We start from the raw sequence: 24,353 nt of genomic DNA on the forward strand, positions 1-24,353 counted from the left end.
TCCTGGGAGGAACAGAGAACATATGAGTAAATATGATGTGATTGTTGTTGGAGCCGGTCCGGCCGGAATATTCGCCTGCTATGAATTGACACTTAAAGCGCCTGAGCTGAAGGTCCTGCTGGTAGACAAGGGACATGATATTTACCGCCGCAATTGCCCGATTCTGGAGGAGAAAATCAAGCTATGCCCGCCGGCTTCGGGCCGCAAGGAATTCGCCGGATGTCTGCCGGCCTGTTCGATTACTGCAGGTTTTGGCGGTGCAGGTGCGTATAGTGACGGCAAATTCAACATCACGACCGAATTCGGCGGCTGGATGACTGATTATCTGCCTCCTTCCAGGGTGATGGAGCTGATTGAGTATGTGGACGGCATTAACCTGGAGCATGGGGCAACACCGGTAATTACCGATCCGACAACCGAGAGCATCCGCGGGATTGAGCAGCGGGGATATGCGGCAGGGCTTAAGCTGCTGCGGGCGCAGGTCCGCCACCTGGGAACAGAACAGAACCTGGAAATCCTGAAATCCATATATGAATATTTGCGGACACGCATTGATATGCTGTACAAGACTGAGGTAGAGGATATTGTTACCGTTAAGGAGAACGATGTTCACCGGATTACGGGCATCACTCTCAAGAATGGTGAGAGCCACGAGGCGGATCAGGTGATGATTGCGCCCGGACGTGACGGATCTGCCTGGCTGACCGCGGTGCTGAAGAAACGCCGGCTCAAAATGTATAATAACCAGGTCGATGTTGGGGTGCGCGTAGAAACCTCTGATGTAGTCATGCGGGAGATTAACGAACATCTCTATGAGGGGAAATTCATCTTCAATACTTCCGTGGGTACACGGGTCCGCACCTTCTGCAGTAATCCGTCTGGACATGTTGTTGTGGAGAATCACAGCGGAGTTATGGCGGCGAATGGACACTCCTACAAGGACCCGGCACTAGGCTCAAAGAACACCAACTTTGCGCTGCTGGTCTCCCATACCTTCACCGAGCCGTTCGATAAGCCAAACGAATACGCCCGGGAAATCTGTAAGCGGGCTAACGATTTGTCCAGCGGCGGAGTTATCGTGCAGAAATATGGCGATATCCTGCGCGGCCGCCGCTCCACGGAGACACGGATCAAGGAAGGGTTCCTGGAGCCTACGCTGAAGGAAGCGGTGCCTGGCGATCTGGGATTGGTCCTGCCGTACATCACGATGAAGAGCCTGATTGAAATGGTCGAGGCGCTGGAGAAGGTAACACCGGGTATTGCCTCCGAACATACGCTGTTCTACGGAGTTGAAGCGAAGTTCTATTCTGCCCGTCCTAAGCTGACAGAGCAATTCGAGACCGAAATCTCCGGGCTCTACTGCGGCGGCGACGGTGCAGGGATTACCCGGGGGCTTGCGCAGGCCGGAGCGGCCGGAGTGTGGATTGCCCGGGCGATGCTGGCCAAGAACAAACAAGAGGGCAACGTACAACCGGCAGTTCTATAGAACTGCCCGGGTGGATGTCAGAAGGACAGCCTTACACGCAGAAGCTGCGGTGTGTACGGCTGTCCTTTTTTTGAGGTTAGATGTTGGAGTCTGAGCCTCCCCGGCCGCCCCGGCCGCCCCAGCCTTCCCAGCCTTTTGCAGCCTCCCGCAGCCAATGCATCATTTATTCAACTGTTTTACAAGTTGGACGAGTCTGGGGAATATGCGGGAGTGAAAAAAGTTGGGATAAGTTAGTTTGAAAGGTAGGTGGGGCAGAATAGATGGATTTCCTCCACTTGTTGATGAGCGAAAAGGTGCTGTCAAACCAATAGATGGATAAAGAACACTTAAATTATCCAAATTCAGCCAAAGTAGCGAAAACTAACATAAATAAGTGCTGTTAATCCACTTGTTTCCGTTCATTCGTAAGAAACGGGCAAATTAAGATACGTTTATCCACTTGTTGTAGCAGGCGCGGGTCGCGGCGGATTAGGGGGACGGAACCAACGGATAACTGTGCGGCATTCCTCGCAGCTTCCTCGCTGCATGTTCAACGCTCTGGTGTCCTCGCCGCATGTTTAACTCTGTTGTCCTCGCTGCATGTTCAACTCTCTGGCTTCCTCGCCACGTGTTCAACTCCTTAGCGTCCTCGCCGCATGTTGAACTCTCTGGTGTCCTCGCCATGTGTTCAACTCTCTGGTGTCCTCGCCACGTGTTCAACTCTCTGGTGTCCTGCCGCATGTTCAACGCCCTGGCGTCTTCGCCGCCTCCCTTTTCTTCTTTATACACGCCGTAAGTGGGGGATGGCTATAGAAATGGTTTCCTTATTTTTACTCCGCTGATATAATGTTAGAATACATAACATGATAGAGTGGAGTGAACGTGGAAGATGGGTATTCGCCGGGGTAAGGCCGTTCTAGTCGTTGTTTTGCTGCTGCTTGTAGGTGTGTACAGTTTATGGATTGACATGTACTGGATGCATAAGGTTATTTATCTGCTGCTAATGGCAGCGCTCGGCGGACTTGCGCTGGACAGCTATCACGGCGGAGTGCTCAAGGACCGGCAGCTGGCCGAATCCCGGGGCAAGGTGGAGCTGCTGGGCAATGAGATTGTTGTCACCTCGGACCGGCTGCATGGGGCGCTGGAGGAAATCAGCCGCCATACGGAAGGGCTTCAGCAGACAGCAGATTACTCACATGCGTATGAAGTGGATTTGCAGACGCGCAGTAACGAGGCCAAGGCTAATATCGAGGGTGCTTTTGCTACCATGGGCGGAGTGTCGGCGGTGACACAGCATATAGAGGAAGTAACCGGAAAGCTGGGGGCAACCATGCAGGCGACCCGCTCAGGAATGGCCGAGATGGTGGATTCGCTGAAGAATACAGATGAGGTTATGGAGGAGCTTCAGGAGCAAAGCGGCGATATGCTGAATAAATTCACGACGCTTAGCGGGCATCTTGCCATGGTGGAGGAGATTAACTCGCTGATTGTCGGCATTGTCAACGAAACCTCACTGCTGGCACTCAACGCTTCTATTGAAGCTGCGCGGGCGGGTGAGCAAGGGCGGGGCTTCGCGGTAGTAGCTAGCCGTATCAGACAGCTCGCTGATCAAAGCCGGAGTTCCGTGGACCGGTCCACAGAGGTACTGCTCGATATCAATAACGGAGTACGGCAGGTGCTGGAGTCAGTTACGAAGGAGCAGTCGGCAGTAGAGCATGGCGTGAATGAAGTGGCCACCGTGAAGCGGCGACTCGGCGATATCTCGGACAGAATAGAAGAGGTGGGGACGGCGGTAACTGAATCGGTCGCTGCGGCTGCGCGGCAGAGCAAGCTGATTGATGAGGTGACAGGCGAACTCAGCGGTGCAGTGAGTATTGTCAACGAGACAATTGCAGGTGTAGACCTGACGCTGGAGCAGGTCACCCGTCAGCGGACACAGATCGGCCAGCTGAATCAGATCAGCGCCAGTCTGCTCACGGAATCGCAGGCTTTGCAGCAATCTGTGAACTCAATTGCAGGACGTGAGGTGGTTGAGATGAGCGGGTATGCGGAGCGCCTGCAGGAGATGCAGCTATTGCTGGAGGACCTCTCAGCTAAGCGGGAGCTATATTCTCCGGATGCAGACAGCCATAGCAGCGTTCTTACCGCCTGTATCCGTAAGGTGCCGGATGTGCAGGCGATCTGGTCCAACCGCACGGACGGCACATTCATCTTCTCCGAGCCTGCGGCAGGCCTCATGAATGCCAAACGCCGCGACTGGTGGAACGGGGCGATGAATGAGGGGCAGTACGTCTCGCAGCCGTATGTTTCGGCGATAACCAAACGTTCCTGCATTACGCTAGCCAGAGCGATTAAGGATGGACACGGAGAGATTGTGGGGGTCGTGGGGATAGATCTGGCGGTGTAGACTGAGCGTTAGCATATACATACTTGTGTGGTGAAAAGAGCAGCAGGCGGCCCCTGATCAGGGAGAATCTGCTGCTCTTCTTTGGATTACGCGATATTCCGCAAAGATTAGGTGGCGTCAGCCGGGAGGCTGCGCAGCCCGCTCCAGATGCTCTGCCAGTTCTTCCCGGCAATGCGCTTCTCATAGACAGGCAGCAGATGCGGACGGGCTGCGAAGTAAGGCGAAGGCCGCAATGCCAGATGAATGACATCCGTAATTCCATGAGGTGCGGCCAGGATCAGCTGCCCGTCCCCGCTCAGGGTGAGCCCGAGTGCCGTCGCTGTCTCAGGGAATTTGGACATGCCGTCTGTGGAGGAGTGATAAGGCGGCAGGTTATTGACGGTATGCATTCTGGCCTGGTTCTTGACCGACCAGGGGATACCGGGATGCCGTTTCTTCAGCTGTGCTTCCCATGATTTCTCCGCTTCCTCCCGCAGGTCGCCGGGGTCATAGTAGATGACATCAATATCCGCGAGCGGTGTTCTCTCCGTAAACCCATGCTGCACATCCCAGATCTTTGAACGCACAAATCCGGCGCAGACCCACCAGTCCGGCAAATGCAACGTTCCGGCGGTCTTCAGAATATCCATCATCCAGGCATCTTCCTTCACCAGCCGGAGAATGTCTGCTTCACTGGTTAGTATCATCGTATAATCTCTTCTTTCTCTGCTGAAATGAAGACAATAATCCATTATAGCCCGGATGGAGCGGAAAGTGTATGCTGCGCAGAGGGCCTTTTTTTCTGAAAAATAAGGCTTTATAATGGACCGATAGATTGTCCTATGGAGGCTTGAATGTGCAACATAACCTGAGTATTCTGCTGCAATTGTTTGAGCGGGCGGCGCTGCTGCTGATGTGTCTGTTCGTATTGACCCGGCTGCCGCGCTTTAAAGAGATTTTTGCCAAGGGGGCTTATGCGCCTCAGGAGCTGGCTATCGTAACTGTCATCTTCAGCCTGTTCGCCATCTTCGGCACCTACAGCGGGATTAATGTGGAAGGGTCGCTCGTTAATGTGCGGATTATCGCCATTATGGCTGGCGGGATTCTCTTTGGCCCCTGGGTCGGACTGATTACCGGGCTTATATCGGGTGTACACCGTTTCCTGATTGACATCGGCGGGGTCACCTCGCTTCCGTGTCTAATTACAAGCATCACAGCAGGGGTTGTATCAGGGATCATCTACCGGCGCACCTCACCTGAACGACGCTGGATCGCCGGTATCGCAGCGGGAATGGCCTGTGAGGCGCTGACGATGGCGCTGATTCTGATTATGGCGGACCCTTATTCGCTGGGTGTGGATATCGTATCGAAGATTGCTTTTCCGATGATTATCGGTCAGATCAGTGTCGGGCTGATTGTTACGCTTGTGCAGAGTGTCGAAGGGGAGAAGGAACGGATTGCGGCTAAGCAGTCCAAGCTTGCGCTGGATATTGCCAACAAGACACTTCCGTATTTCCGCAACATTAATCCAGAGTCGCTGCGTACCATCTGCGGGATTATCCAGGAGGATATCGGAGCGGATGCGGTGGCGATTACCGATACACGTTTCATTCTGGCCTATGTCGGTGTCGGTGAAGAGTATTATGCCGAGGCCAATGAGATTATCAGTGAAGAGACCAAGCAGACGCTGAAGAGCGGCGAGATCACCATCCGCGATGACGATACCGAGTACATGAACCGGGGCATCCGCTCGCTGATCATTATTCCGCTGAAGGAGAAGGGTGAAGTGACGGGAGCACTCAAGATTTACTACACCAATGCGCATAAAATCACCTATTCCCTGCAGGCAATGGCAGTCGGGCTGTCACAGATCATCTCTACACTAATGGAGGTTTCGCGGGTGGAGGGGATCAAGGAAATGGCCAACAAAGCTGAGCTGAAGGCGCTGCAGACGAGCATCAATCCCCATTTTCTGTTCAATGCGCTGAATGCCATTATCTCTTCGATCCGGATCGATCCGGACAAGGCGCGCGAGCTGATCGTCAACCTGTCGGGGTATATGAGATATAATCTGGAGCTGACCGATGAGTCTATAGATATCCGGTACGAGCTGCAGCAGGTTCAGCATTATGTGGAGATTGAGAAGGCCCGCTTCGGCAGCCGCCTGACCGTTCTGTATGATATTGATGAGGTGGCGGTGCGTATTCCAAGCCTGATTATTCAGCCGCTGGTGGAGAACGCGATTGTCCACGGGATTTTGAAGGAGAAGGGCAATGGCACTGTAGAAATTTCAGTCAAAGACCACGGGGACAGCGTAAGGGTGAGAATTGCCGACACCGGAGCGGGAATTAGTGAAGAGACGATTGCCAAGGTCTACAGCGGCAGCATGGAAGGTAACAAAATCGGGCTGTACAACGTGCACCAGCGGGTGAAGCTGATCTATGGCACGGGTCTGACGATCCACCGGCTTGCCAAGGGGACGGAAATTTACTTTGATGTGACAAAGGAGCAGCGATGAGAGCAATAATTGTTGAGGATGAAGTGCTGGCGAGGCAGGAGCTTGTTTTTCTGATAAAGGCACACAGCAGTTTCGAGATTGCCGCCGAATTCGAAGACGGGCTGGACGCGCTGAAGTATCTGCAGACGGATGAGGTCGATGTGATTTTTCTGGATATTAATATCCCTTCGGTTGACGGCGTGCTGCTGGCCCATAATATTAGCCGTTTCGCGGTCAAGCCCTATATTGTGTTCATCACGGCCTATAAGGAGCATGCCGCCGAGGCGTTCGAGATCGAAGCGTTCGACTATATCCTGAAGCCTTACAGCGAGACGCGGATCAAAGCGATGCTGCAGAAGCTGGAGGGTGCCATTGCGGCCGGGAGCCGCAAGAGTGAAGAGCCGGTCAAGCTCAGCAGCAGTAAGGTCAATCTGTGGAAAAATGAAAAGATCATCGTCGTCGATGCCGACGAGATCTACTATGCTTCGGCGCAGGAGAAGACAACGAGCGTCATTACCAAAGATGAGGAGTACAGCATGGCCTTGAGCATCAGCGAATTTCACAGCCGCCTGCCGCAGGACCGGTTCTTCCGCTGTCACCGTTCCTATCTCGTCAATCTGTCCAAGATTAAGGAGATCATCCCCTGGTTCAACAATACCTATCTGCTCCGGCTGCGCGATTTGGACTTCGAGGTGCCGGTCAGCCGCGGCAAGGTGAAGGAATTCAGGCAGATCATGCGCCTCTAGCGGCAGTTCATTCCCCGTTTGCGTCATCTCATTCCGGATTTCTCTTAAGTCAGCATCCTTTCGCTACAATGAAGAGGCAAAGCAAGCCTTGAAGCGATACTTGAAGCGACACTAGAGAGAAAGAGGGAATGAACCCATGACTACAACTACGCCAAGCAGCAAGCGGTGGCTCATCGTGCTGGGTACAGTGATTATGCAAATGGGGCTGGGTACGATCTACACCTGGAGCCTGTTCAATGCCCATCTTGTCAGCAAATTCGGCTGGGAGCTCAGCTCTGTTTCGATAACTTTTTCCATCACCAGCTTTGCCCTGGCCTTCGCGACACTATTCGCGGGGAAACTGCAGGACCGGTTCGGCCTCCGCAGACTGACCGCTGCTGCCGGGATTATGCTGGGGCTTGGTCTGATTCTAAGTTCACAGGCCAGCTCCCTCCCGATGTTCTACCTGCTGGCTGGCGTAGTTGTAGGGTACGCAGACGGTACAGCGTATATTACTTCACTCTCCAACCTGATTAAGTGGTTCCCGAAGAATAAGGGACTGATCTCCGGAGTATCCGTAGGTGCTTACGGTACGGGCAGTCTGATCTTCAAATATATCAACAGCAGCCTGATTGAGTCGGCGGGCGTGTCGAATGCTTTTCTGTACTGGGGCTTCATGGTGATGATTATGATCGTAATCGGCTCAATGCTGGTCCGGGAAGCGCCAGTGGCGGCCCCGGCACCAGCGGATATGCCTGCCGGGAATCGCATGAAGACAGCCGCTGGAGCTGTTATCGCGCCGAAAGACTACACTGTTAAAGAAATGCTCCGCACGAAGGAAGCTTACCTGCTGTTCGTGATCTTCTTCACCGCCTGTATGAGCGGCCTCTATCTGATCGGCATCGTGAAGGATATCGGTGTGCAGCTGGCCGGACTGGATGTTGCGGCAGCAGCGAATGCTGTAGCGATGATCGCGATCTTCAATACGGCCGGGCGCCTGATTCTGGGTGCATTATCCGACCGCATGAGCCGCTTGAAGCTGATTAGTGTAACGCTGGCTGTTACGGCGGTAGCGATGTTTACTCTCAGCTACGCCACCCTCAGCTACGGTATATTCTTCACCTGTGTGGCGGCGATCGCCTTCTGCTTCGGCGGTAATATTACCGTATTCCCGGCGATTGTCAGCGACTTCTTCGGCCTGAAGAACCACAGCAAGAACTATGGCGTTGTCTATCAGGGCTTCGGCATCGGTGCGTTGTCCGGCTCGTTCATCGCCGCATTCCTGGGCGGGTTCAAGCCTACGTTCATCGTAATTGGTCTGCTGTGTATCCTGGCCTGCATCCTGGCGGTTTCCCTGAAGCCTCCGGTAGCAGGGCAGGCAAAAGTAAAGGGAATGAGCCTGAAGCCTTCACGGCATACGGCTTAACCATATAGAGATTGATGTTGGCTTGAAAGAGATATAGACAAAGAGGATGTTATGCAACGGGAACGACGGCTACGCAGAGTGGTTCCGGGGAAACGAACAGTTCCCATGAAATGAACAGTTTCAAAGAAGAGATATCCCTAAATCCGCAGTTGCGGCGGGGATATCTTTTTTTATTGCAAAGAGATGGATAGACCGGCTGCAGAAATTTACAATAAATTATTAGAATTGAGAACATTATGCAACTAATGAAATTGGCATTCGTTTTATGCTTAATATTAATAAACGGTTGAAGGAGAAGGGCATTTGAAGCAGATGAAACGGATCGGTGTTCTAGCATTACTGTTGCTGTCGGCCTGTTCCAATAACGCTACTACGCAAGGAGGCGCAGAGAAATTAACGCTCTCCCCGGATGTAGCGCTGCAGGCTCCGCCATCAGAAACAGGGCAGACCAGAATGGAAGCGAGAAGCAGACTTGTTCTATATGAGCTTGATCCTGCATGGTTTGAGAGGAAGACGAGTGAAATTCCCGGCTACAGCAAGGGGGATATTATCTTTTATGAGCAGGGCGCTGTAGACAGCTTCAATCAGGGGCATAGTGTAACCTGGCATGATCCGCTGGTGCAGACGCTGCAGAATCTAGCAAATCTTATCCCCTATGATTATTTGCGGGATGCAGAGATTGGAGAACAATTAAGCAGGAAGCCTGCGGGTCCGGAGGAAACCCGGAAGATCATTACGCATGAAGGCGTTATGTTCACACAAATGATATGGAATAAGGCTGGCCGCACAGCTGAAGTGGAGGTTAGTGTCCCGGATGGTGATTATTATCAGGTCTTCCTGCGCTCTGGCACGGACTCGGATATTATGATTATTCAGAAAATTATTTGGATGAAATGAAGCACTGCCAGATCTGGTTACGCCGGGAATTTTACCGGAACAGGCACTTTTCACCGGAGCCAAGTGTTATAGAGTTATACAAGCAAGGAGGTGAGGGCAACGTCACAGGAGCATTTGCCGGATAGGCAGCAGGTGGAGGAAATCATTATCAGGGTACAGGCGGGGGAGCAGGAGTGTTTCTCCTATATTGTGGATCTGTATCAGCAGCCGGTGTACCGGTACTGCTGCCGGATGCTGGGGAACAAGCAGGATGCTGAGGATGCGGTGCAGGATGTGCTGGTCAAAGCCTATCAATCCATCAGGGGGTACAAGCCCGCAGTTAGCTTTCCGGCTTGGTTGTACCGGATCGCCGGGAATCATTGTCTGAATCTGCTGCGCCGGCGCCGCATGCAGGGACACTTCCTGCGGTTGTTTCGTTCCGATACGGCAGCGGCCAGTCCGGAGCAGGTGCTGGAGGAGCGGCTATACAGTCCGGCGCTTGAGGCTGCGATTGGACGACTGTCGCTGGAGGAGCGGAATTTACTTGTGCTGCGGGTATTTGAAGAGCAGACCTTTCTCGAGATAAGCGCCATTCTGAACATTAGTCCTAACGCACTGCATAAAAGAATGGAGCGGATCAAACGTAAAGTGCGGGAAACGATGCAAGCGGAGGAGGGGATATCATGGAACGGGCAGGAATCGGCAATGAATACCAAGATATAAGAGACGCTGCAGTCCGTGAGGAGCAGCTGCCTGGGATTGAGGTGACGGAAAGGGTAATGACCCGCGTACGGGAAACGGGTCAGAGGCAGAGCCTGCGCGGGATCAGATTTGCCGGTAAAACGGCAGCGTTCACAGGGATGCTGGTTATGCTGCTGATCACAGTAACGGCGTATGCTGCCTCGGAGTATATTCAGATCCGGAATAAGGCAGGCGAGGTTAAGGTGCAGCATTATGCGCCGGATCTGAAGCCGCAGGGAATAGCCCCTTATTACCAATATTTATGGAAGCTGATGGATTTTGCCAAACCCGGGGAACTGATCGCTTATTTCAATAGGGGAGAGAAGCTTCCCGAAGGAGCGAAATCGGCACTGCAGTTTACAAGCAAGGAGCTGCGGCTGACCGATTATCCGGCTTTTCTGGGAGAGCTGAACAAATTGAAGACGCCTATATTGCCCAAGGAAGCCGGAGGTTATGAATTTAAGTACGGCACGATATACCCCCGCTTACCCTCAGCCGAGGAACGCGAAGAAAACCCGCTTTACCGTCAGACTCTTGACGAATTGATTGCTGAGGCGAGGCAGAATACCGGCCGTAACCTGTTCATGAAGGCGGTCCCGTGGACCGAAGCGGCGTCTATTGGGGGCAAGTACACCAAGCAGGGGGCGGTCATTGAAATAGGAGCCACCTTACTGGATGGGGGCAATATGCAGGTATATCAGGATACGAACAACACGGTGGAGAAACTTGAGGTAGAGGGAAGAGAGATTATCTACAATTTTGTAAGCAGACCGGAGATAAAGCCCAGCTTCAGCTACCATTACCTGAACTGGTACAATGAGCAGCAGGATGCCTATTACATTGTCACCACCTATGGTGATAGAGAGTTGACCAAGGCGCAGCTGCTGGATTTGGCAGGTGAATTGATCCGGGGCGGGTTGTAGGCGAAGCAGCAGCTTGAAGCGGCCCGGTAGACACCTCATCTTCCGCAGGGAGCGGAGGGGCTACCGGGCCTCCGCCTGATTCCGCAGCTGCTCCAGCCTGGAATACGGAATATGCAGCGTGAGTTCATCCAGTTCGGGAGAAGGGAACCAGTCGGTCTTAAGGCCTCCTCCGTCAGTTTTAACCACATGGGTAACTGAAAAGGGTGGCATATAAATATTGTGATGAACCAAGGGCTTCACCACAATGCTCTCCCGATCTTGAAGCACAATCAACTACAGCCGGCCCGCCGCGTCCATTCCGGCGTATACAATCCACCCGTGCTGCACAATGTAGGTCTCAGCAATTTCTTTGTGATAGTGGCTGTGTTGCCATCCGCCTTGACCGGGTGCTTCCGTCCGGATATAGGCACTTCCGTCTGAGCTGAGCAGGCGGAAGCGCCGTTCTCCGCTAGGCATTTGCTGATGCAGTGTCTGGATGCCATGCGTCCGGGCCTCTTCGGGTGTAATAACGGCAGGGGCGGCATCCTGCTGGCTTGGAGGATGGATACTGTCTCCGGGTACCTCACAATTGTTGCTGGCGATATCAGGATTGCCGGCGAGTTCGCGGAAATGCTGCAGCTTATAACGGATGATCCGCTGTGTCTCCTGAAGCTGGGCGATCTCGGCGCTGAGGGCGTCATGATGCGCTTCAAGCAGGCTGTACCGTTCCGCGAGTGCCCCTGAGCCCTGACGGGTAAGCTCAAGATATTGCTTGATTTCTTCCAGGGTCATGCCTGTAGCCTTCAGGCGCATCACGAAGCGGATGCCGAGAATCTGATCTCTGGTGTAGCGCCTGTGGCCGTTGGGCTTGCGTTCAGCATAAGGCAGCAGCCCAATCCGTTCATAATAGCGTATTGTATCCTCAGTCAGGCCGGTCAGCTCCGCAGCCTGCCTGATAGACGTTACAATCTCGGGTATTTCCTGCATAACTGTGTCCTCCCAGGGGGAATTAGGTTACCAAGGAACTTCGCCGTTCTCGTCGAAGAATCCTCCTGTGGGCCCGTTCTCATCCAGCGTAGCCAGGGTGACGGCGATGCCTGCTGCTTGCTGAACGGTTCTCAGTCCTCTGAATCCATTCAGGTCTGTAGCGGTATAGCCGGGATCGGCAGCATTGATTTTGAGCGGGGAATCCTTGTATTGCTTGGCAAAAAGTATTGTCGCCATATTGAGCGCTGCCTTGGAGCTGTTATAGGCAAGCGGGCTGATCATGGCAAACTCGAAATCGGGGTTGCTGTTGTGGGCTAAGGAGCCGAGCCCGCTGGAGACATTGACAATCCGTCCAGCCGGAGACTGCAGCAATAAAGGGAGCATGGCCTGAATGACGGCAACCGTGCCGAAAAAGTTGGTATCGAACGTAGTCCTTAGGTCCCTGCCCGGAAGCAGGCCGGGGGCGGCACCTTTGTCGATGGCGATGCCTGCATTATTAATCAGAACGTCGAGACGGGTATAATCTTCAGCGATCCTCGCGGCAGCAGTCTGGATACTGTCCTGATCGTTCAGGTCAAGCTTAATGAAGCGGGCATCTATACTCTCCTGCGCGAGCGCCTCGGCGGCTACACACCCCTTAAGTTCATCCCGTGATCCCATCAGAACCGTATATCCCAGTGATCCCAGCTGTCTTGCAGTTTCGAAGCCAATTCCTTTGTTTGCACCTGTTATTAGGACGGTTTTACTTGATCTCATAGATGGCTCCTCCTTGTCTAATGTGAAGCTGTGCGGCCTGCCTGATTCGAATGTACTACTTGGAGTACGCTCAAAGTCAAGCGGACCGGTGAAAATAAATCGTAACCGTCCCGCTGGTATAGCGGAGCGGAACAGAACAAAGAAAGGCATCCGGAAGAGCAGCTGCTCTTCCGGATGCCTTGATGTCTATTCGTATGGGCTGGGCTGAAGGGCTCCCGCAGAGAGGTGTGGAGGGAATTACCCTTCCAACAACAGCGCTTCAGGGTCTTCCAGCAATTCTTTGACTTTGACAAGGAAGCTTACCGCTTCTGAACCGTCCACAATCCGGTGATCGTAAGACAAGGCGATGTACATCATCGGACGGTTAGCCGTCCGCTCTTCATCTAAGGCGATCGGACGAAGCTGGATCTTATGCATGCCGAGAATGCCGACCTGCGGTGTATTGAGGATTGGCGTAGACAGCAGAGATCCAAATACACCACCGTTAGTGATCGTGAAGGTACCGCCCTGCAGCTCAGGCAGACTGAGCGTGTTGGCGCGCGCTTTGGAGGCGAGCTCGCCGATCTTGCGCTCGATTTCCGGGAAGCTGAGCCGGTCGGCATCGCGGACGACAGGCACGACCAGTCCTTCTTTGGCGGCTACGGCAATGCCGATGTCATAGTACTTCTTCAGCAGGAGATCCTCGCCGTCGATCTCGGCATTCAGCAGCGGATAAGCCTTGAGTGCGCCAATTACAGCTTTGGTGAAGAAGGACATGAAGCCGAGTCCGACATCATGCTTCTCTTTGAAGGCATCCTTGCGGCGTTTGCGGATGTCGAGAATAGCAGTCATGTCCACCTCGTTGAAGGTGGTCAGCATGGCAGCCGTCTGCTGCGCTTCAACCAGGCGGCTGGCAATCGTCAGCCGTCTGCGCGACATGCGCTTGCGCTCGGTCGCTTTGCCGTCCTCGGCGTGCGGCGCCTTGCCCGCCGGCGCGGGCGGCTTCACCGGCTCCGGCCGCACAGCCGCCGCCGGAGCTGCCGGCGCAGCGGCCTCCGGCACGGCTGCGCCATGGCCGTTCACATCGGCCTGGCCGATCCGGCCGATGGGGTCGCGGGCACTGACCTCGCCGAGGTCGATGCCCCGCTCCCGGGCCAGCTTGCGCGCCCCCGGCGAAGCCAGGGCCGCAGCGCCTGCGGCCGCACCTTCGGTTGCGGCCGGGGCCGCTACCGCAGCGGCCGCAGGTTCTGCCGCTGCAGGCGCGCTGCTGACCGGCGCAGCACTAACCGCTTCCGGCTTTTCGCCGTTAGCGGCACTGCCGCCCTGCGGTGCGCCCGCTGCTTCCGGCTTGCCGCCGCCTGCGGCTACTGCCGCACCATCGGCGCTGCCGATAATGCCGATGGCTTCGCCAACAGCAACGTTCTCGCCTGCCTGGCGCAGGATGGAGGAGATGACACCATCCTCCTCGGCACTGATCTCCAGGTTGACCTTGTCGGTCTCAAGCTCTGCGAGCACATCGCCTTGGCCGACAGTGTCGCCCTCTTTAACCAGCCATTTGTAGATCGTTCCCTCGGAAATGGATTCGCCCAGATCGGGTACTTTAATTTCGGACACAGGCCGTTACCTCCCCAAATATAGTGATTTACGTTATCGTGAGACCGCCTTGCTGCAGTCAGGAAGACGGTACTGGTGCTTGTATTTGAGCGTTCAATTTCAGGGCTTCCCTAACGATGCGCCGCTGCTCGAAGCTGTGCACATCCGCATAACCGCTGGCCGGGCTGGAACGCTCCGGACGGCCGATATACTGGACAGCAACATTCTGCGGGGCAATGGCGCGCAGCCGGGGTTCGGCGTAGCTCCACCCGCCCATATTCTTCGGTTCTTCCTGCACCCAGATGATTTCCTGCAGGGAGCGGAACGAGCTGAGATGTGCGCCAAGCTCACGTTCCGGGAACGGGTACAGCTGCTCCAGGCGGAGAATATGCAGCCAGGAGAAGTCCTGTCCGCGGGCGGCTTCCAGCTCCGTCTGCAGGTCGATGGCGACCTTACCGCTGCATACCACCAGGCGCTTGACTTCTTCGGGCTTGCTGCCGAGCAGCGGTTCCGGAAGCACCGGCTGGAAGCTGCCGGAGGCGAGATCGGCACCGGCCGAAGTGCTGCGCGGATTGCGGATCAGGCTCTTCGGTGCCATGATCACCAGCGGCCGGGCATCCGGCTGTCCGCAGAGTGCTGCCTGGCGGCGCAGCAGATGGAAATACTGGGCGGCGCTGGTCAGGTTGGCTACGGTCCAGTTCTCCTCAGCGGAGAGCTGCAGATAACGTTCCAGCCTGCCGCTGGAGTGTTCCGGTCCCTGGCCTTCATATCCATGCGGCAGGAGAATCGCAAGATTGCTGCGTTGTGTCCACTTGGCGCGTCCGGCGGAGATGAACTGGTCTATAATAACCTGGGCGGCATTGGCGAAGTCGCCGTATTGCGCTTCCCAGAGCACGAAGGTCTCCGGTGCAAATACATTATAGCCGTATTCATAGCCGAGAACAGAGGCTTCTGACAGCGGGCTGTTGTAGACGCCGAAGGAGGCGCGGGAATCCTTAAGCTGATGAAGAGGGGAGAAGAGTGCTCCGCTCTCGCTGTCATGCAGTACAAGGTGACGGTGGGCGAAGGTACCGCGCTGGGAATCCTGTCCGCTGAGGCGGATCGGTGTACCGTCCTTCAGAATAGTAGCGAAGGCCAGAGTCTCGGCCAGCGCCCAGTCCACCCGTTCACCGTCATTCAGCGCATCCTTGCGCCGCTGCAGAATCCGCTCCAGCTTCGGATAGACCGTGAAGCCATCCGGTACGCTCAGCAGCTCGCGGTTAATCTCCTGCAGGCTGGCCAGCGGAACCGCTGTAGGGCGGTGCACTGGTGTACCTGTATCCAGGGCGACCGAGGTCTTAGACTCGGCGTTCTTCTGCTTCCCTTCCTTCATCTGCTCGAAGGCCTGCTGCAGCACATTCTCAGCCTCGGCAATCATGCTCTTCACATCTTCTTCGGTAACAACCTTCTCGCGCTGCAGGCGCTCGGCATACACACGGTAGACGGTAGGGTGGTTGCGGACCTTGCCATAGACCATCGGCTGGGTGGTTTCCGGATCATCCATTTCATTATGTCCGTGGCGGCGGTAGCCGATCAGATCAATCAGGAAATCCTTTTTGAACAAATGGCGGTAAGCACTGGCCATACGGACAGCTGCAATACAAGCCTCGGGATCATCGGCGTTGACATGCACTACCGGAATCTCGTAGCCTTTGGCCAGATCGCTGGCATAATGCGTGGAGCGGGAATCTTCACTTTCGGTGGTGAAGCCGATCCGGTTATTGACGATAATATGCACGGTCCCGCCATTCTGATAACCTGTCAATTTGCCGATATTAAGTGTTTCGGCGACAATGCCTTCACCAGGGAAGGCGGCATCGCCATGCATAAGCACGGCCATGGCTTTGTTCGTATTCAGCTTAGGCAGGCCCGGGGTACCCCGTTCTTCCTGGGCAGCACGCGTGAAGCCTTCAACGACCGGATTCACGAACTCGAGATGGCTCGGGTTGTTCGCAAGCGTGATGCGGGTACGCACGGTTTCGCCTTCGCGGACGGCGCGGTCGGCGCCAAGATGGTATTTCACATCCCCGGTCCAGCCGTAGGTGACACCCATGGAGCCTTCAGACGGGAACAGCTCCTTGTTCGGCGAATGGTGGAATTCCGAGAAAATAATATCATAAGGTTTGCCCAGAATGTGGGCAAGCACATTAAGTCTTCCGCGGTGGGCCATACCCATCAGGATATGCTCTGCGCCGTCATGTGCGGCAGCACGGACAATTTCATCCAGCATAGGCACGAGGGCATCATTGCCTTCGAGGCTGAAGCGCTTCTGGCCAACAAATGTCTTGTGGAGGAAGGTCTCGAACTGCTCTACCTGAATCAGGCGTTTCAGCAGCTCTTTGCGTTCCGTATTGTTCAGCGGAGCAGGCGATGTTGTGGATTCTGCCTGGCTGTTGAGCCAGCGCAGCTCACGTTCGTCATGCACATGCCCGAATTCATAGGCAATGGTCTGAGTGTAAGCCTGGCGCATTCTGTGGACGGCATCCATTGCCGTATGCACACCGTCAGGGGCATTCTCCCAGATCAGAGAAGCAGGGAGCGCGTTCAGATCCTCGCGCGTCAGCTCATAGGTTTCGATCTCCAGCCATTTCGCCATAGGGTTGCTGCTCCGCTCGAGCGGATCGATATCAGCAGCCATATGGCCGTATATCCGGATGTTGGCCATCAGCTTGGAAGCTTTAACAGCCTTCTTAAGCCATTCCGCATCTCCGGAAACGGCAGGCTGTGGAGTCTTGACGGCATCCGGTGCCAGGGGAGGCGGGCCGGATACGGTAAACAGATCGCGGTAATGTTGTTCTACAGATGAGGGGTCCTTGACAAACTGCTCGTATTTCTCCTGGATGTAGCCCAGATTGGGACCGTAATACTTGCTCCAGACAGATGCGTTATAGGGATCTTTGACGGCCATGAATAGGTCCTCCTAACGGATAAACTCCACATGCGGTATATAGGAACACCGCTTAGCGGAGCTGCGATGTTTGCGGTTTCATTCTCATCTTATTGTGCTACTTTCCGGCAGGGTAATCAATTCATACTTTCGTGCAATCCGTTCGCAAAACGGTATGATTCAATAGGGTATTCATACGGAACAATCATAAATTCTCCGGGTGAAGCCGGGGGAATGAAATATCGTTAAAATCAAAAAAAATTAAGGATTCAGGTGATTGTAAATCATGGAAATGGGTAATTACTTCTATATTGTGTTGCGGGATTAATACCTATTAATATATTTACACCGATTTGGGCCTTTTGAAATGAAATTGGAATTATTTATACAAGCCATTGGCAATTTTAGCTAAGGTTCTTCACAACTTAACATAAAAAAATTCCAGAAAACGACACACTTTTCGTGTTCGTTCTTGTATAATGTTATTGCGGAGAACGGTTTCATCGATTCTTGCCAGATCCTTTCATGTAAAGGGTCCAGTAAAGGGTAAACCTGCCGAAAGGCAGGGGCACAAAGTCTCGGATCTAAAGTAGAAATACTATGATGGCCGGACTGCCTGGGGACGCGAAAATTCTAGGAGGAGATTTCTTGGATAAGTCCAACCAGGGGAATGACGAACTGCAGGCAGTTGATCTTGATTTAGAATGGGTGTATTTGCTGATGTCTGCTAAGCAGGCTGGCATCCAGGCGGATGAGATTCGCCGTTTTTTTACTGAAAAGGCACTCCAGGCGATGTAGGGCATTCAGCAATGTACGGATACATACAGAGAAGGGCACAGCGGTCTACACGCTGTGCCCTTCTCTGTTTGAATTTACATGTTGTTTCGGGGTCCCCGCAAAGTACCTGAGTAATCATTGAAGCTGCTGCCTCACATTGTGGGGTTATTTCAGTTATCCTTCTGATCCAGCCGCCATTTCTGGTAATCGAGAAATTCCTTGAATTCACGTTTGCTTATACCTGAGGCCATCGCTTCCTGTACCAGCCGGAACCATTCTCCATCAAGAGCAGGTTCTGCAGTCTCTGCAAGTCCGCCATAAAGTAATGCGTGAATAGATACCTGAAGCGCATCGGCAATTTTTTCGATAAATTGAATGGAGGGGTTGGATTGAATATTCCGCTCAACATTACTTAAGTATGATTTCGCCACGTCAGCCTTATCCGCTAGCTCGGATAAAGAATAACCCTTCTCCAGACGGAGCCTATGGATGCGGCTTCCCATGTTATCAGACACGATTACAACGCCCTCCGTACTTTTTGTTATCAGTATAACAAAAATTCGCAAAACCGACAAAAATCATTGTTCCTGACGGAAGCTGACGGCCGGGGAGAGACAAAACGGCATATCCAGCCCGGGTGAGGGAGGATATGCCGTTTTGTGTCTATAGTTTAATAGCTTTATTTGGCTTCTCCCAAACCTTGCGTAGCATCGAATGTCCAGTTCAGCGCTAAGCCGTCACCTTGGAAGATATTCTGATCCAGTGTATTGTCAACGAATTCGAAAGCAATCTTGAAGGTTTTGGATTGGGTAGCAGCAATACCTCCAGGCAGTACACCCGCCGCTACGAGATCATAGCTGGATGTGTTCTTCAGATCCTTCAGGGAGATCTCGGACAATACATGACCGCTAAGGGAGCCGCTGGTATAAGTACTATCGAGAAGTTTAACTTTGAAGTGATCTCCAAGATCCTGGCCGGCATTATCGCCCTTCGAATCAGTTACAGTGTAGCTGGTGGCAAGCTTAAGGAGTTTGATATCCAGGGTGCCGTCATTGGACAATGTGAAGGTGCGAACGGTGTAATCGCCCGGTTTCAGATTGGTCAGGGCAACAGGTGTATTGAAGGAAGAGCCGAGCTTCAGAGTGCCTGCCGCGAAGGTTGCTGTGCTGGTTGCTGTGGAACTGAAGTAAGCGAAGGTGCCCCCTCCGATTAAAGACAACCCCAGTGCTGCCGATGCTACGCCAAGACCCAATGTTTTCTTGATACCCATAATTAATTTCCTCCTCGATTATATTATGTTTTTTTGAGATTGGTTATCAGGTTCGAATCATACTGGCCGGACTATTATTTGAGAGCGCCTTTTTCCTGATTGGCTTCGAAGTTCAGGGTCAGTGCCAGGGTATCGCCTTGATAATAGTTTTGCGGCTGGAAGGTTTCCTTAAAGGCAAACTGTACGCTCAGATTATCTGAAGTGCCTGCTTTAATGCCTCCGTTTTCTACACCAAAGATTCCCCCGAGAATTCCCTTAGCTACAAGATCCGGACTTTGCTGCTCCAGGTCGGACAGTGAAATGACCAGGACAGGCGATGTTACCTTATCCTTGTTAACAAGGAAGGTCACGATAATATCGTCTTTGAGATTATGGGCGCCGTTATCTCCCTGGGCATCTGTAATGACTGACGAGGTGCGCAGAACAACTTTGGGAATATTGAGCGTTCCGTCATTTTTCAATTTGAAATCTCTTAGGATCGTATCCCCTGGCTTAAGATTGCTGAGATTGACAATAACGGAGGGGTCCGAATTAAGAAGTAAAGTTCCGTTGTTAAAAGAAGCAGCAGTGGTGGAGGTACTGCTGAAGTAAGCGAAGGTTCCCCCGCCGACCAGGGTTAATCCTAATGCTGCCGATACAACGCCGAGACCTAATGTTTTTTTAACGTTCATTTGTTCATCCCTCTCTCATGGTTCTTTTTTTGTCGTTGCCTGTCTTCCGGGAAAATTTATTGTTGCTCCGCGTTTCGTAAACGGGAGAGGACAATCGGTTTATTGCACAATGTCTGGAAGGGTATCCGGTCCGCCGGTCGCGGATGGCCCTGCATTCTTCTTCTCCAGTGCCGCAACGGCTTTCCAGGAGGAGTACAGCGCATAGAGGAGCAGGAGCAGTCCTGGTACAATCATCAGCAGTACACTTCCGGCTTTGGAGACCGCAAAGTTCATGGCATATCCCACATAAGGGACAGTTACGCCGGTATATTGGCCAACAATATTCGTTGAGCTGACCGCCGAGGTATCGGCTGCATCGTTATTGTCGCCTTTGGTGGTATAGGTGGCCTCGCCTATGGCAGTGTTTATTGAAGCGTCGACAACGCGGTGCGTAATCAGGAGGTTGTCGGGATTCATGAATGTAATCACATCGCCCTTTTGAAACCGGGTCATATCCCCGCCCGGCTTGATGGCTACGATCGATCCGGTCTGGATGCCCGGCTCCATGGATCCGGATAACACCGTCTTGATCTGATAGCCGAAGAAGGAAGGTTCACCTCCGGAGGCTTTAGAGATGACTACTGCTGTTACCAGCACCAGAAAAACTATAAATATCAGTGTGGACAAAGTGGTGCTGGCTATCTTTTTGATGTTCATATTATTCGCCGCCTTTGCTGGTATCAAATTATGGAGCCTGGTGTTGCTGCAGGTATGGCTGCAGCTGTTGGCTGCGCGGTATCTTTATCGCTATCAGGGAGAACCTCAGGTGATTCTACCGCTGGAGAAGCCTCTGGAAGATTAGCTTCCGGTGTTGCCGGTGTGGCAGGCGGGGCGTTAACCTCTGCACCCGGTACTGGTGTCGGAGCCGGCTTATCTCCCTCAGGAGCTTCTATAGCAGGTTCCCCGATGTTACTATCCTCTCCCGGAATACCCGCTGCGGGCGGATTATTCTTGGGTTGATCCTTCTCCTGTTTCAGGGCTTCGTCGGCTGCATCCTGTTTCTGCTTCTCCAGTGCCAGCCGTTCCGCTTCCTCAGCCTTAGCTTTTTCAAGCGCCAGCCGCTCCGCTTCCTCGGCCTTGGCCTTCTCCTCCAGCGCTGTCTTTGCTTCAGCAATTTGTACCTGCTGTTCCTGCAGCGTAGTGATTGCGGAAGAAAGGTTGTCCCTGGAAGCTGTTAATTCTGCACTTAACTGATCGTAGCTTGACTGCAGGGCGGGAGATACATCCGAATCGGCCTGGTAGGCTCTGGCCATAAATGAGAAGATCGGTTCCTCTGCAGGGAAGCCGAAGCTTTCTTGCCGGAGAAGCACCCGGTCCGGATTGCCGGTCGGCAGCGAGCCGCCGATATCATGAATCGTATTCAGATATTGCACAATGCCCGTTAATGTATCCATCAGGGATTCTGACAACACTCCGCTTTGATAGAGACCTTCCTGCAGCTGTTCGAAGAACTGGGCATCACGGATTTCCAGGCAGTTTGGTTCGAGATTCACCATATATCCTCCGAGTTGGTGCAGAATGGCTGCTGCACTGCCAATTTCCTGCAGAATTTGCTGCCAGATACCTGCATTGAAGCTCAGCTGTGTATCCAGTGCGCTAACTGTATCGCTTGCCAGGCGGATTTGTTCCGAGATCTCACTAGAGACCTGATCCAGTTCCTCCGCCGACAGTGCTTCAGAGATCGGGGGAGCGTTATAGTTTCCGCTCGTACTGTGGCTGCCCAGAGACGACTTCAGCTGGGTGATTGTGCGGATATGCCCGCTGAAGTCCGACAGCAGCTGTTCAATCTGGCCCGGGAATACGGAGCAAAGCTCTATGGAGGTGTCCTGTTCCTGGGAAGTATTGAATCCTCCGTAGGTACTGCCAATCTGATTGGATGTATACATTATAAGAACAGATACAGCCACACCGGATTGCAGGATCCGAAGAACGAGTTTCGTGTATTTCCGTTTACGCCGTTTGGCAGATCTGGGGTACAAAGGTAGGCCCCCTCTCATGGCTTACTAATGGTTATTCGTTATATTCGTTCTTTATTAAGAACGTTTTCGTAATGAAATCATACACTGCGCACCCTGCAAAAGAAAAATGCCAATTTAGGCGAATTGTTCGCAATAAAGCACAAATGCATTTGATTATCTTAAATTAACTCCATATATCGCTGTTTTTCACAAATGTTCTTTATTGAGAACAAAAAAGGGTATGCTATCCGCAGTAATAAATGCAGATAGCATACCCTTATGAAAAATGAAAAATATATGTTTCCGCTTGTAGTGAAGTCAACTGCTTAAGGCAGCTTTTCTCCGCGCGAGCTGACATACAGCTCGTACCATTCCTTGCGGGAGAGTTCAATCTCATCGGCCCCACCGCAGGCTGCGATGCGCAGCGGATTCACGGTGCCGATTACAGGCTGGATGGCTGCGGGATGCGTCATCAGCCAGGCCAGAACGATGGCTTCAGGTGTTGTATTCTTCTCATCAGCAAGTGCCCGCACTCTGGAAGCTGTATTCACTACGTTCTCCGGCTGTCCTTCAAGCGGCCGGCCGCTGAACAGCCCCTGGGCCAGCGGGCCCCAGGCCTGAAGCTGGATATTCCCCGCGCGGCAATACTCTATTGTGCCCTCAGGAAACGTGAGGTCTTTCCACTGTTCCCGGTTCACGCTGAGTACGGCATCGACCCAGCTGATCTTGGCCAGGCTCATATGCAGCTGATTGACGATGAAAGGCTCGTCACAATAGGTCTCCAGCAGTTTGATCTGGGCAGCGCTCATATTGGAGACGCCGAAGTGGCGCACCTTGCCGGACGCCTTAAGCTGGCGCAGAGCTTCGGCAACTTCCTCGGGGTCCATCAGCGGGTCGGGGCGGTGCAGCAGCAGAATATCAATATACTCTGTGCCCAGCCGGGAGAGCGTTCCATCTACGCTGGCCAGTATATGCTCCTTGGAGAAGTCGAACATGTTGGTGATGTCTCCCGGCTCCATCAGCCTGATGCCGCATTTCGACTGCAGGATGATCTCTTCACGCAGACCGGGACGCTCCTTGAAGATCTGCCCGAACACCTTCTCCGCCTTGCCCCGGGTATAGATATCCGCATGGTCAAAAAAATTGATGCCGATTGACAACGCGGCATCCAGCGCCTCATGCCCCTGCTTAATGTTCTCCGCTGTAACCGGTTCATGGTCCCAGCCGCCGCCAAGCCCCATACAGCCCAGAGCAATGCGGCTGGCGGGGATGCCGCGTTTGTTAAGTGGTAACGCTTTCAGCAATTGTATCCCTCCATACGCTATAACTTTTGGATGATCTGAGAATAGTGTACACCTTTAGAAGCCGGTATGGTATTTCTTGTCGCTGGAGGAGCGGTGTTTCGTGCCTTCCTTATCCTTCTCTTCCTGCTTCTCAAGTGTCAGATCCTCTACCGGGATCGGATCCACATGCTGCCCGCTTTCATCGAGATCGAACAGACTGGGCTCTTCCGTCGGGTACTGCTCGGGGTGGTCACGGTCGTCTCGTATCGGCTTTTTCTTATCACTCATCTCGCTCATCTTAAGTTCACTTCCCTTTGCGGAATATCTGCAGGCAAGGATGTGCAATGTGCACTTGGATATCTCGTGAGCCTCGCCGGCAGTTTGCTCCCTAATAAACACAATGCGGGCTGGTTAAACATCGGACTTGTGAAATATCGCAGGTTCCGGTGTGAAAAGAACTATGAAAATAAACGGAGGACTGTCCCGGCTGCCTATAACGGCGGCGGAACAATCCTCCTGGTGGGTCTATGCTTATTAAGGAATAATCGGGCTGCCTTTGTCACTCATCCTGCGGGCCACAACATCCTCATGAAGCCGCTTCAGCCATTTCAGCTCGGTCAGACTGTGCTCGTACCGGCCGTACATCAGATGCAGTGCCGAGCGGGGCACAATGGAGATATGCTCCTCGTACACCTGGTAAGCGAAGTTCACCTGATGCTCCGCTTCGCGGATGCGTTCCTCCAGCAGCTTCTCCACCTTCTCCTGATCAATGTAGCGGGAGAGGGCCAGGGCCATGTACAGCGGATGATGCAGCTGATCACTTTTCTTAATCTGCTGCAGAATGAGCTGTTCCATCAATTCCTTGCCCTTGTCCGTAATCCGGTAGATCGTTTTATCCGGCCGGTCCGTACTGCGGATGACCTCTACAGCTTCAATATGGCCGCCCTCGGCCAGCTTGTCGACTGCATAATACAAGGAGCCCATCTGCAGCTTAATGAACTGGTCCATCGTGCGTTCCTTCATGACCAGTGTAATCTCATAAGGATGCATATCCCGTTCCAGCAGCAGCCCCAGAATCAGCAGCTTCATGGACATG

General features: G+C 53.3%; 23 protein-coding genes and 1 riboswitch. Of the genes, 9 read left to right on the forward strand and 14 right to left on the reverse strand.

The features are described from left to right. The first annotated feature begins 22 nt into the window (after window positions 1-22). Window positions 23-1,486 (forward strand): NAD(P)/FAD-dependent oxidoreductase, encoded by a 1,464-nt coding sequence (locus tag PBOR_RS01910; RefSeq protein WP_042210181.1) that lies wholly within the window; start codon window positions 23-25, stop codon window positions 1,484-1,486. Window positions 1,487-2,354: 868 nt separating this feature from the next. Beyond that, window positions 2,355-3,872, forward strand: a complete 1,518-nt coding sequence (locus PBOR_RS01915; protein ID WP_052429292.1) for a methyl-accepting chemotaxis protein — start codon at window positions 2,355-2,357, stop codon at window positions 3,870-3,872. A gap of 107 nt (window positions 3,873-3,979) precedes the next feature. On the opposite strand, the gene PBOR_RS01920 is transcribed toward PBOR_RS01915, so the two are convergent. Further along, complete coding sequence (locus PBOR_RS01920) at window positions 3,980-4,558, reverse strand: nucleotidyltransferase family protein (protein WP_042210182.1); 579 nt, start codon at window positions 4,556-4,558, stop codon at window positions 3,980-3,982. A gap of 206 nt (window positions 4,559-4,764) precedes the next feature. On the opposite strand from PBOR_RS01920, the gene PBOR_RS01925 reads away from it, so the two are divergent. The 6 genes from PBOR_RS01925 to PBOR_RS01950 all read left to right on the forward strand — a co-directional run bounded on the left by PBOR_RS01925 (window position 4,765) and on the right by PBOR_RS01950 (window position 11,039). Then, complete coding sequence (locus PBOR_RS01925) at window positions 4,765-6,369, forward strand: LytS/YhcK type 5TM receptor domain-containing protein (protein ID WP_174479843.1); 1,605 nt, start codon at window positions 4,765-4,767, stop codon at window positions 6,367-6,369. Next, window positions 6,366-7,094, forward strand: a complete 729-nt coding sequence (locus tag PBOR_RS01930) for a LytR/AlgR family response regulator transcription factor (RefSeq protein WP_042210183.1) — start codon at window positions 6,366-6,368, stop codon at window positions 7,092-7,094. The genes PBOR_RS01925 and PBOR_RS01930 overlap by 4 nt, the downstream gene beginning before the upstream one ends. A 136-nt stretch (window positions 7,095-7,230) precedes the next feature. Further along, window positions 7,231-8,499, forward strand: coding sequence for an L-lactate MFS transporter (locus tag PBOR_RS01935; protein WP_042210184.1), 1,269 nt, complete (start codon window positions 7,231-7,233; stop codon window positions 8,497-8,499). Between the two features lie 303 nt (window positions 8,500-8,802). Continuing rightward, window positions 8,803-9,396 (forward strand): hypothetical protein, encoded by a 594-nt coding sequence (locus PBOR_RS01940; RefSeq protein WP_042210185.1) that lies wholly within the window; start codon window positions 8,803-8,805, stop codon window positions 9,394-9,396. Window positions 9,397-9,486: 90 nt separating this feature from the next. Next, window positions 9,487-10,098: an RNA polymerase sigma factor gene (locus PBOR_RS01945; RefSeq protein ID WP_042210186.1), complete on the forward strand. Its 612-nt coding sequence runs from the start codon at window positions 9,487-9,489 to the stop codon at window positions 10,096-10,098. After that, window positions 10,059-11,039 carry a hypothetical protein gene (locus PBOR_RS01950; protein WP_042210187.1) on the forward strand — a complete coding sequence of 327 codons (981 nt, stop codon included), beginning with the start codon at window positions 10,059-10,061 and terminating at the stop codon, window positions 11,037-11,039. The genes PBOR_RS01945 and PBOR_RS01950 overlap by 40 nt, the downstream gene beginning before the upstream one ends. Before the next feature lie 60 nt (window positions 11,040-11,099). Here the strand turns inward: PBOR_RS01950 and PBOR_RS01955 are convergent, their stop codons facing one another. The 5 genes from PBOR_RS01955 to PBOR_RS01975 all read right to left on the reverse strand — a co-directional run bounded on the left by PBOR_RS01955 (window position 11,100) and on the right by PBOR_RS01975 (window position 17,280). Then, entirely contained in the window at window positions 11,100-11,249 is a 150-nt protein-coding gene (locus PBOR_RS01955) for a hypothetical protein (protein WP_157763954.1), read from the reverse strand. A gap of 63 nt (window positions 11,250-11,312) precedes the next feature. Next, window positions 11,313-12,005 carry a MerR family transcriptional regulator gene (locus PBOR_RS35995; protein ID WP_081971878.1) on the reverse strand — a complete coding sequence of 231 codons (693 nt, stop codon included), beginning with the start codon at window positions 12,003-12,005 and terminating at the stop codon, window positions 11,313-11,315. Window positions 12,006-12,032: 27 nt separating this feature from the next. After that, entirely contained in the window at window positions 12,033-12,761 is a 729-nt protein-coding gene (locus PBOR_RS01965; RefSeq protein ID WP_042210189.1) for an SDR family oxidoreductase, read from the reverse strand. 237 nt (window positions 12,762-12,998) lie between these two features. Beyond that, window positions 12,999-14,354, reverse strand: a complete 1,356-nt coding sequence (gene odhB / locus PBOR_RS01970) for a 2-oxoglutarate dehydrogenase complex dihydrolipoyllysine-residue succinyltransferase (protein ID WP_042210190.1) — start codon at window positions 14,352-14,354, stop codon at window positions 12,999-13,001. A gap of 58 nt (window positions 14,355-14,412) precedes the next feature. Further along, entirely contained in the window at window positions 14,413-17,280 is a 2,868-nt protein-coding gene (locus PBOR_RS01975; protein WP_042210191.1) for a 2-oxoglutarate dehydrogenase E1 component, read from the reverse strand. 514 nt (window positions 17,281-17,794) lie between these two features. Beyond that, window positions 17,795-17,879, forward strand: a riboswitch (cyclic di-GMP riboswitch). A 28-nt stretch (window positions 17,880-17,907) separates the two neighbouring features. Here PBOR_RS01975 and PBOR_RS36750 point away from each other — a divergent pair. Beyond that, the gene (locus tag PBOR_RS36750; RefSeq protein ID WP_245648008.1) at window positions 17,908-18,057 is read left to right on the forward strand and encodes an anti-repressor SinI family protein; all 150 of its coding nucleotides are present in this window, start codon (window positions 17,908-17,910) and stop codon (window positions 18,055-18,057) included. 149 nt (window positions 18,058-18,206) lie between these two features. Here the strand turns inward: PBOR_RS36750 and PBOR_RS01980 are convergent, their stop codons facing one another. From PBOR_RS01980 to PBOR_RS02015, 8 genes are all read right to left on the reverse strand, one after another. Further along, a complete protein-coding gene (locus PBOR_RS01980) occupies window positions 18,207-18,539 on the reverse strand; it encodes a helix-turn-helix domain-containing protein (RefSeq protein WP_042218816.1) in 333 nt (110 codons plus the stop codon). Between the two features lie 176 nt (window positions 18,540-18,715). After that, entirely contained in the window at window positions 18,716-19,306 is a 591-nt protein-coding gene (locus tag PBOR_RS01985) for a TasA family protein (protein WP_042210192.1), read from the reverse strand. A gap of 74 nt (window positions 19,307-19,380) precedes the next feature. Beyond that, window positions 19,381-19,977, reverse strand: a complete 597-nt coding sequence (locus PBOR_RS01990) for a TasA family protein (RefSeq protein WP_042210193.1) — start codon at window positions 19,975-19,977, stop codon at window positions 19,381-19,383. 99 nt (window positions 19,978-20,076) lie between these two features. Continuing rightward, window positions 20,077-20,673, reverse strand: a complete 597-nt coding sequence (gene sipW / locus PBOR_RS01995; protein ID WP_042210194.1) for a signal peptidase I SipW — start codon at window positions 20,671-20,673, stop codon at window positions 20,077-20,079. Window positions 20,674-20,696: 23 nt separating this feature from the next. Beyond that, the gene (locus PBOR_RS02000) at window positions 20,697-21,902 is read right to left on the reverse strand and encodes a PspC-like choline-binding domain-containing protein (protein ID WP_157763955.1); all 1,206 of its coding nucleotides are present in this window, start codon (window positions 21,900-21,902) and stop codon (window positions 20,697-20,699) included. A 398-nt stretch (window positions 21,903-22,300) separates the two neighbouring features. Then, a complete protein-coding gene (locus tag PBOR_RS02005; RefSeq protein WP_042210196.1) occupies window positions 22,301-23,278 on the reverse strand; it encodes an aldo/keto reductase in 978 nt (325 codons plus the stop codon). 54 nt (window positions 23,279-23,332) lie between these two features. Next, entirely contained in the window at window positions 23,333-23,554 is a 222-nt protein-coding gene (locus PBOR_RS02010) for a hypothetical protein (protein ID WP_245648009.1), read from the reverse strand. A 237-nt stretch (window positions 23,555-23,791) separates the two neighbouring features. After that, entirely contained in the window at window positions 23,792-24,352 is a 561-nt protein-coding gene (locus PBOR_RS02015; protein ID WP_042210197.1) for a PadR family transcriptional regulator, read from the reverse strand. Window position 24,353: the final 1 nt, after the last annotated feature.

The organism is Paenibacillus borealis, assembly GCF_000758665.1.
Taxonomy (GTDB): Bacteria; Bacillota; Bacilli; order Paenibacillales; family Paenibacillaceae; genus Paenibacillus_AQ; species Paenibacillus_AQ borealis.

What these genes read in the sequence shown, in the direction of transcription:
- PBOR_RS01985 (WP_042210192.1), bottom strand. Translation starts at nt 19,306, where the DNA reads ATGGGTATCAAGAAAACATTGGGTCTTGGCGTAGCATCGGCAGCACTG.
- PBOR_RS01950 (WP_042210187.1), top strand. Translation starts at nt 10,059, where the DNA reads ATGGAACGGGCAGGAATCGGCAATGAATACCAAGATATAAGAGACGCT.
- PBOR_RS01935 (WP_042210184.1), top strand. Translation starts at nt 7,231, where the DNA reads ATGACTACAACTACGCCAAGCAGCAAGCGGTGGCTCATCGTGCTGGGT.
- PBOR_RS02010 (WP_245648009.1), bottom strand. Translation starts at nt 23,554, where the DNA reads ATGAGCGAGATGAGTGATAAGAAAAAGCCGATACGAGACGACCGTGAC.
- PBOR_RS01990 (WP_042210193.1), bottom strand. Translation starts at nt 19,977, where the DNA reads ATGAACGTTAAAAAAACATTAGGTCTCGGCGTTGTATCGGCAGCATTA.
- PBOR_RS01910 (WP_042210181.1), top strand. Translation starts at nt 23, where the DNA reads ATGAGTAAATATGATGTGATTGTTGTTGGAGCCGGTCCGGCCGGAATA.
- PBOR_RS01915 (WP_052429292.1), top strand. Translation starts at nt 2,355, where the DNA reads ATGGGTATTCGCCGGGGTAAGGCCGTTCTAGTCGTTGTTTTGCTGCTG.
- PBOR_RS02000 (WP_157763955.1), bottom strand. Translation starts at nt 21,902, where the DNA reads ATGTATACATCCAATCAGATTGGCAGTACCTACGGAGGATTCAATACT.
- PBOR_RS01965 (WP_042210189.1), bottom strand. Translation starts at nt 12,761, where the DNA reads ATGAGATCAAGTAAAACCGTCCTAATAACAGGTGCAAACAAAGGAATT.
- PBOR_RS01925 (WP_174479843.1), top strand. Translation starts at nt 4,765, where the DNA reads ATGTGTCTGTTCGTATTGACCCGGCTGCCGCGCTTTAAAGAGATTTTT.
- PBOR_RS01920 (WP_042210182.1), bottom strand. Translation starts at nt 4,558, where the DNA reads ATGATACTAACCAGTGAAGCAGACATTCTCCGGCTGGTGAAGGAAGAT.
- sipW (WP_042210194.1), bottom strand. Translation starts at nt 20,673, where the DNA reads ATGAACATCAAAAAGATAGCCAGCACCACTTTGTCCACACTGATATTT.
- PBOR_RS01955 (WP_157763954.1), bottom strand. Translation starts at nt 11,249, where the DNA reads ATGCCACCCTTTTCAGTTACCCATGTGGTTAAAACTGACGGAGGAGGC.
- PBOR_RS35995 (WP_081971878.1), bottom strand. Translation starts at nt 12,005, where the DNA reads ATGCAGGAAATACCCGAGATTGTAACGTCTATCAGGCAGGCTGCGGAG.
- PBOR_RS01930 (WP_042210183.1), top strand. Translation starts at nt 6,366, where the DNA reads ATGAGAGCAATAATTGTTGAGGATGAAGTGCTGGCGAGGCAGGAGCTT.
- PBOR_RS02015 (WP_042210197.1), bottom strand. Translation starts at nt 24,352, where the DNA reads ATGTCCATGAAGCTGCTGATTCTGGGGCTGCTGCTGGAACGGGATATG.
- PBOR_RS01975 (WP_042210191.1), bottom strand. Translation starts at nt 17,280, where the DNA reads ATGGCCGTCAAAGATCCCTATAACGCATCTGTCTGGAGCAAGTATTAC.
- PBOR_RS01980 (WP_042218816.1), bottom strand. Translation starts at nt 18,539, where the DNA reads ATGGGAAGCCGCATCCATAGGCTCCGTCTGGAGAAGGGTTATTCTTTA.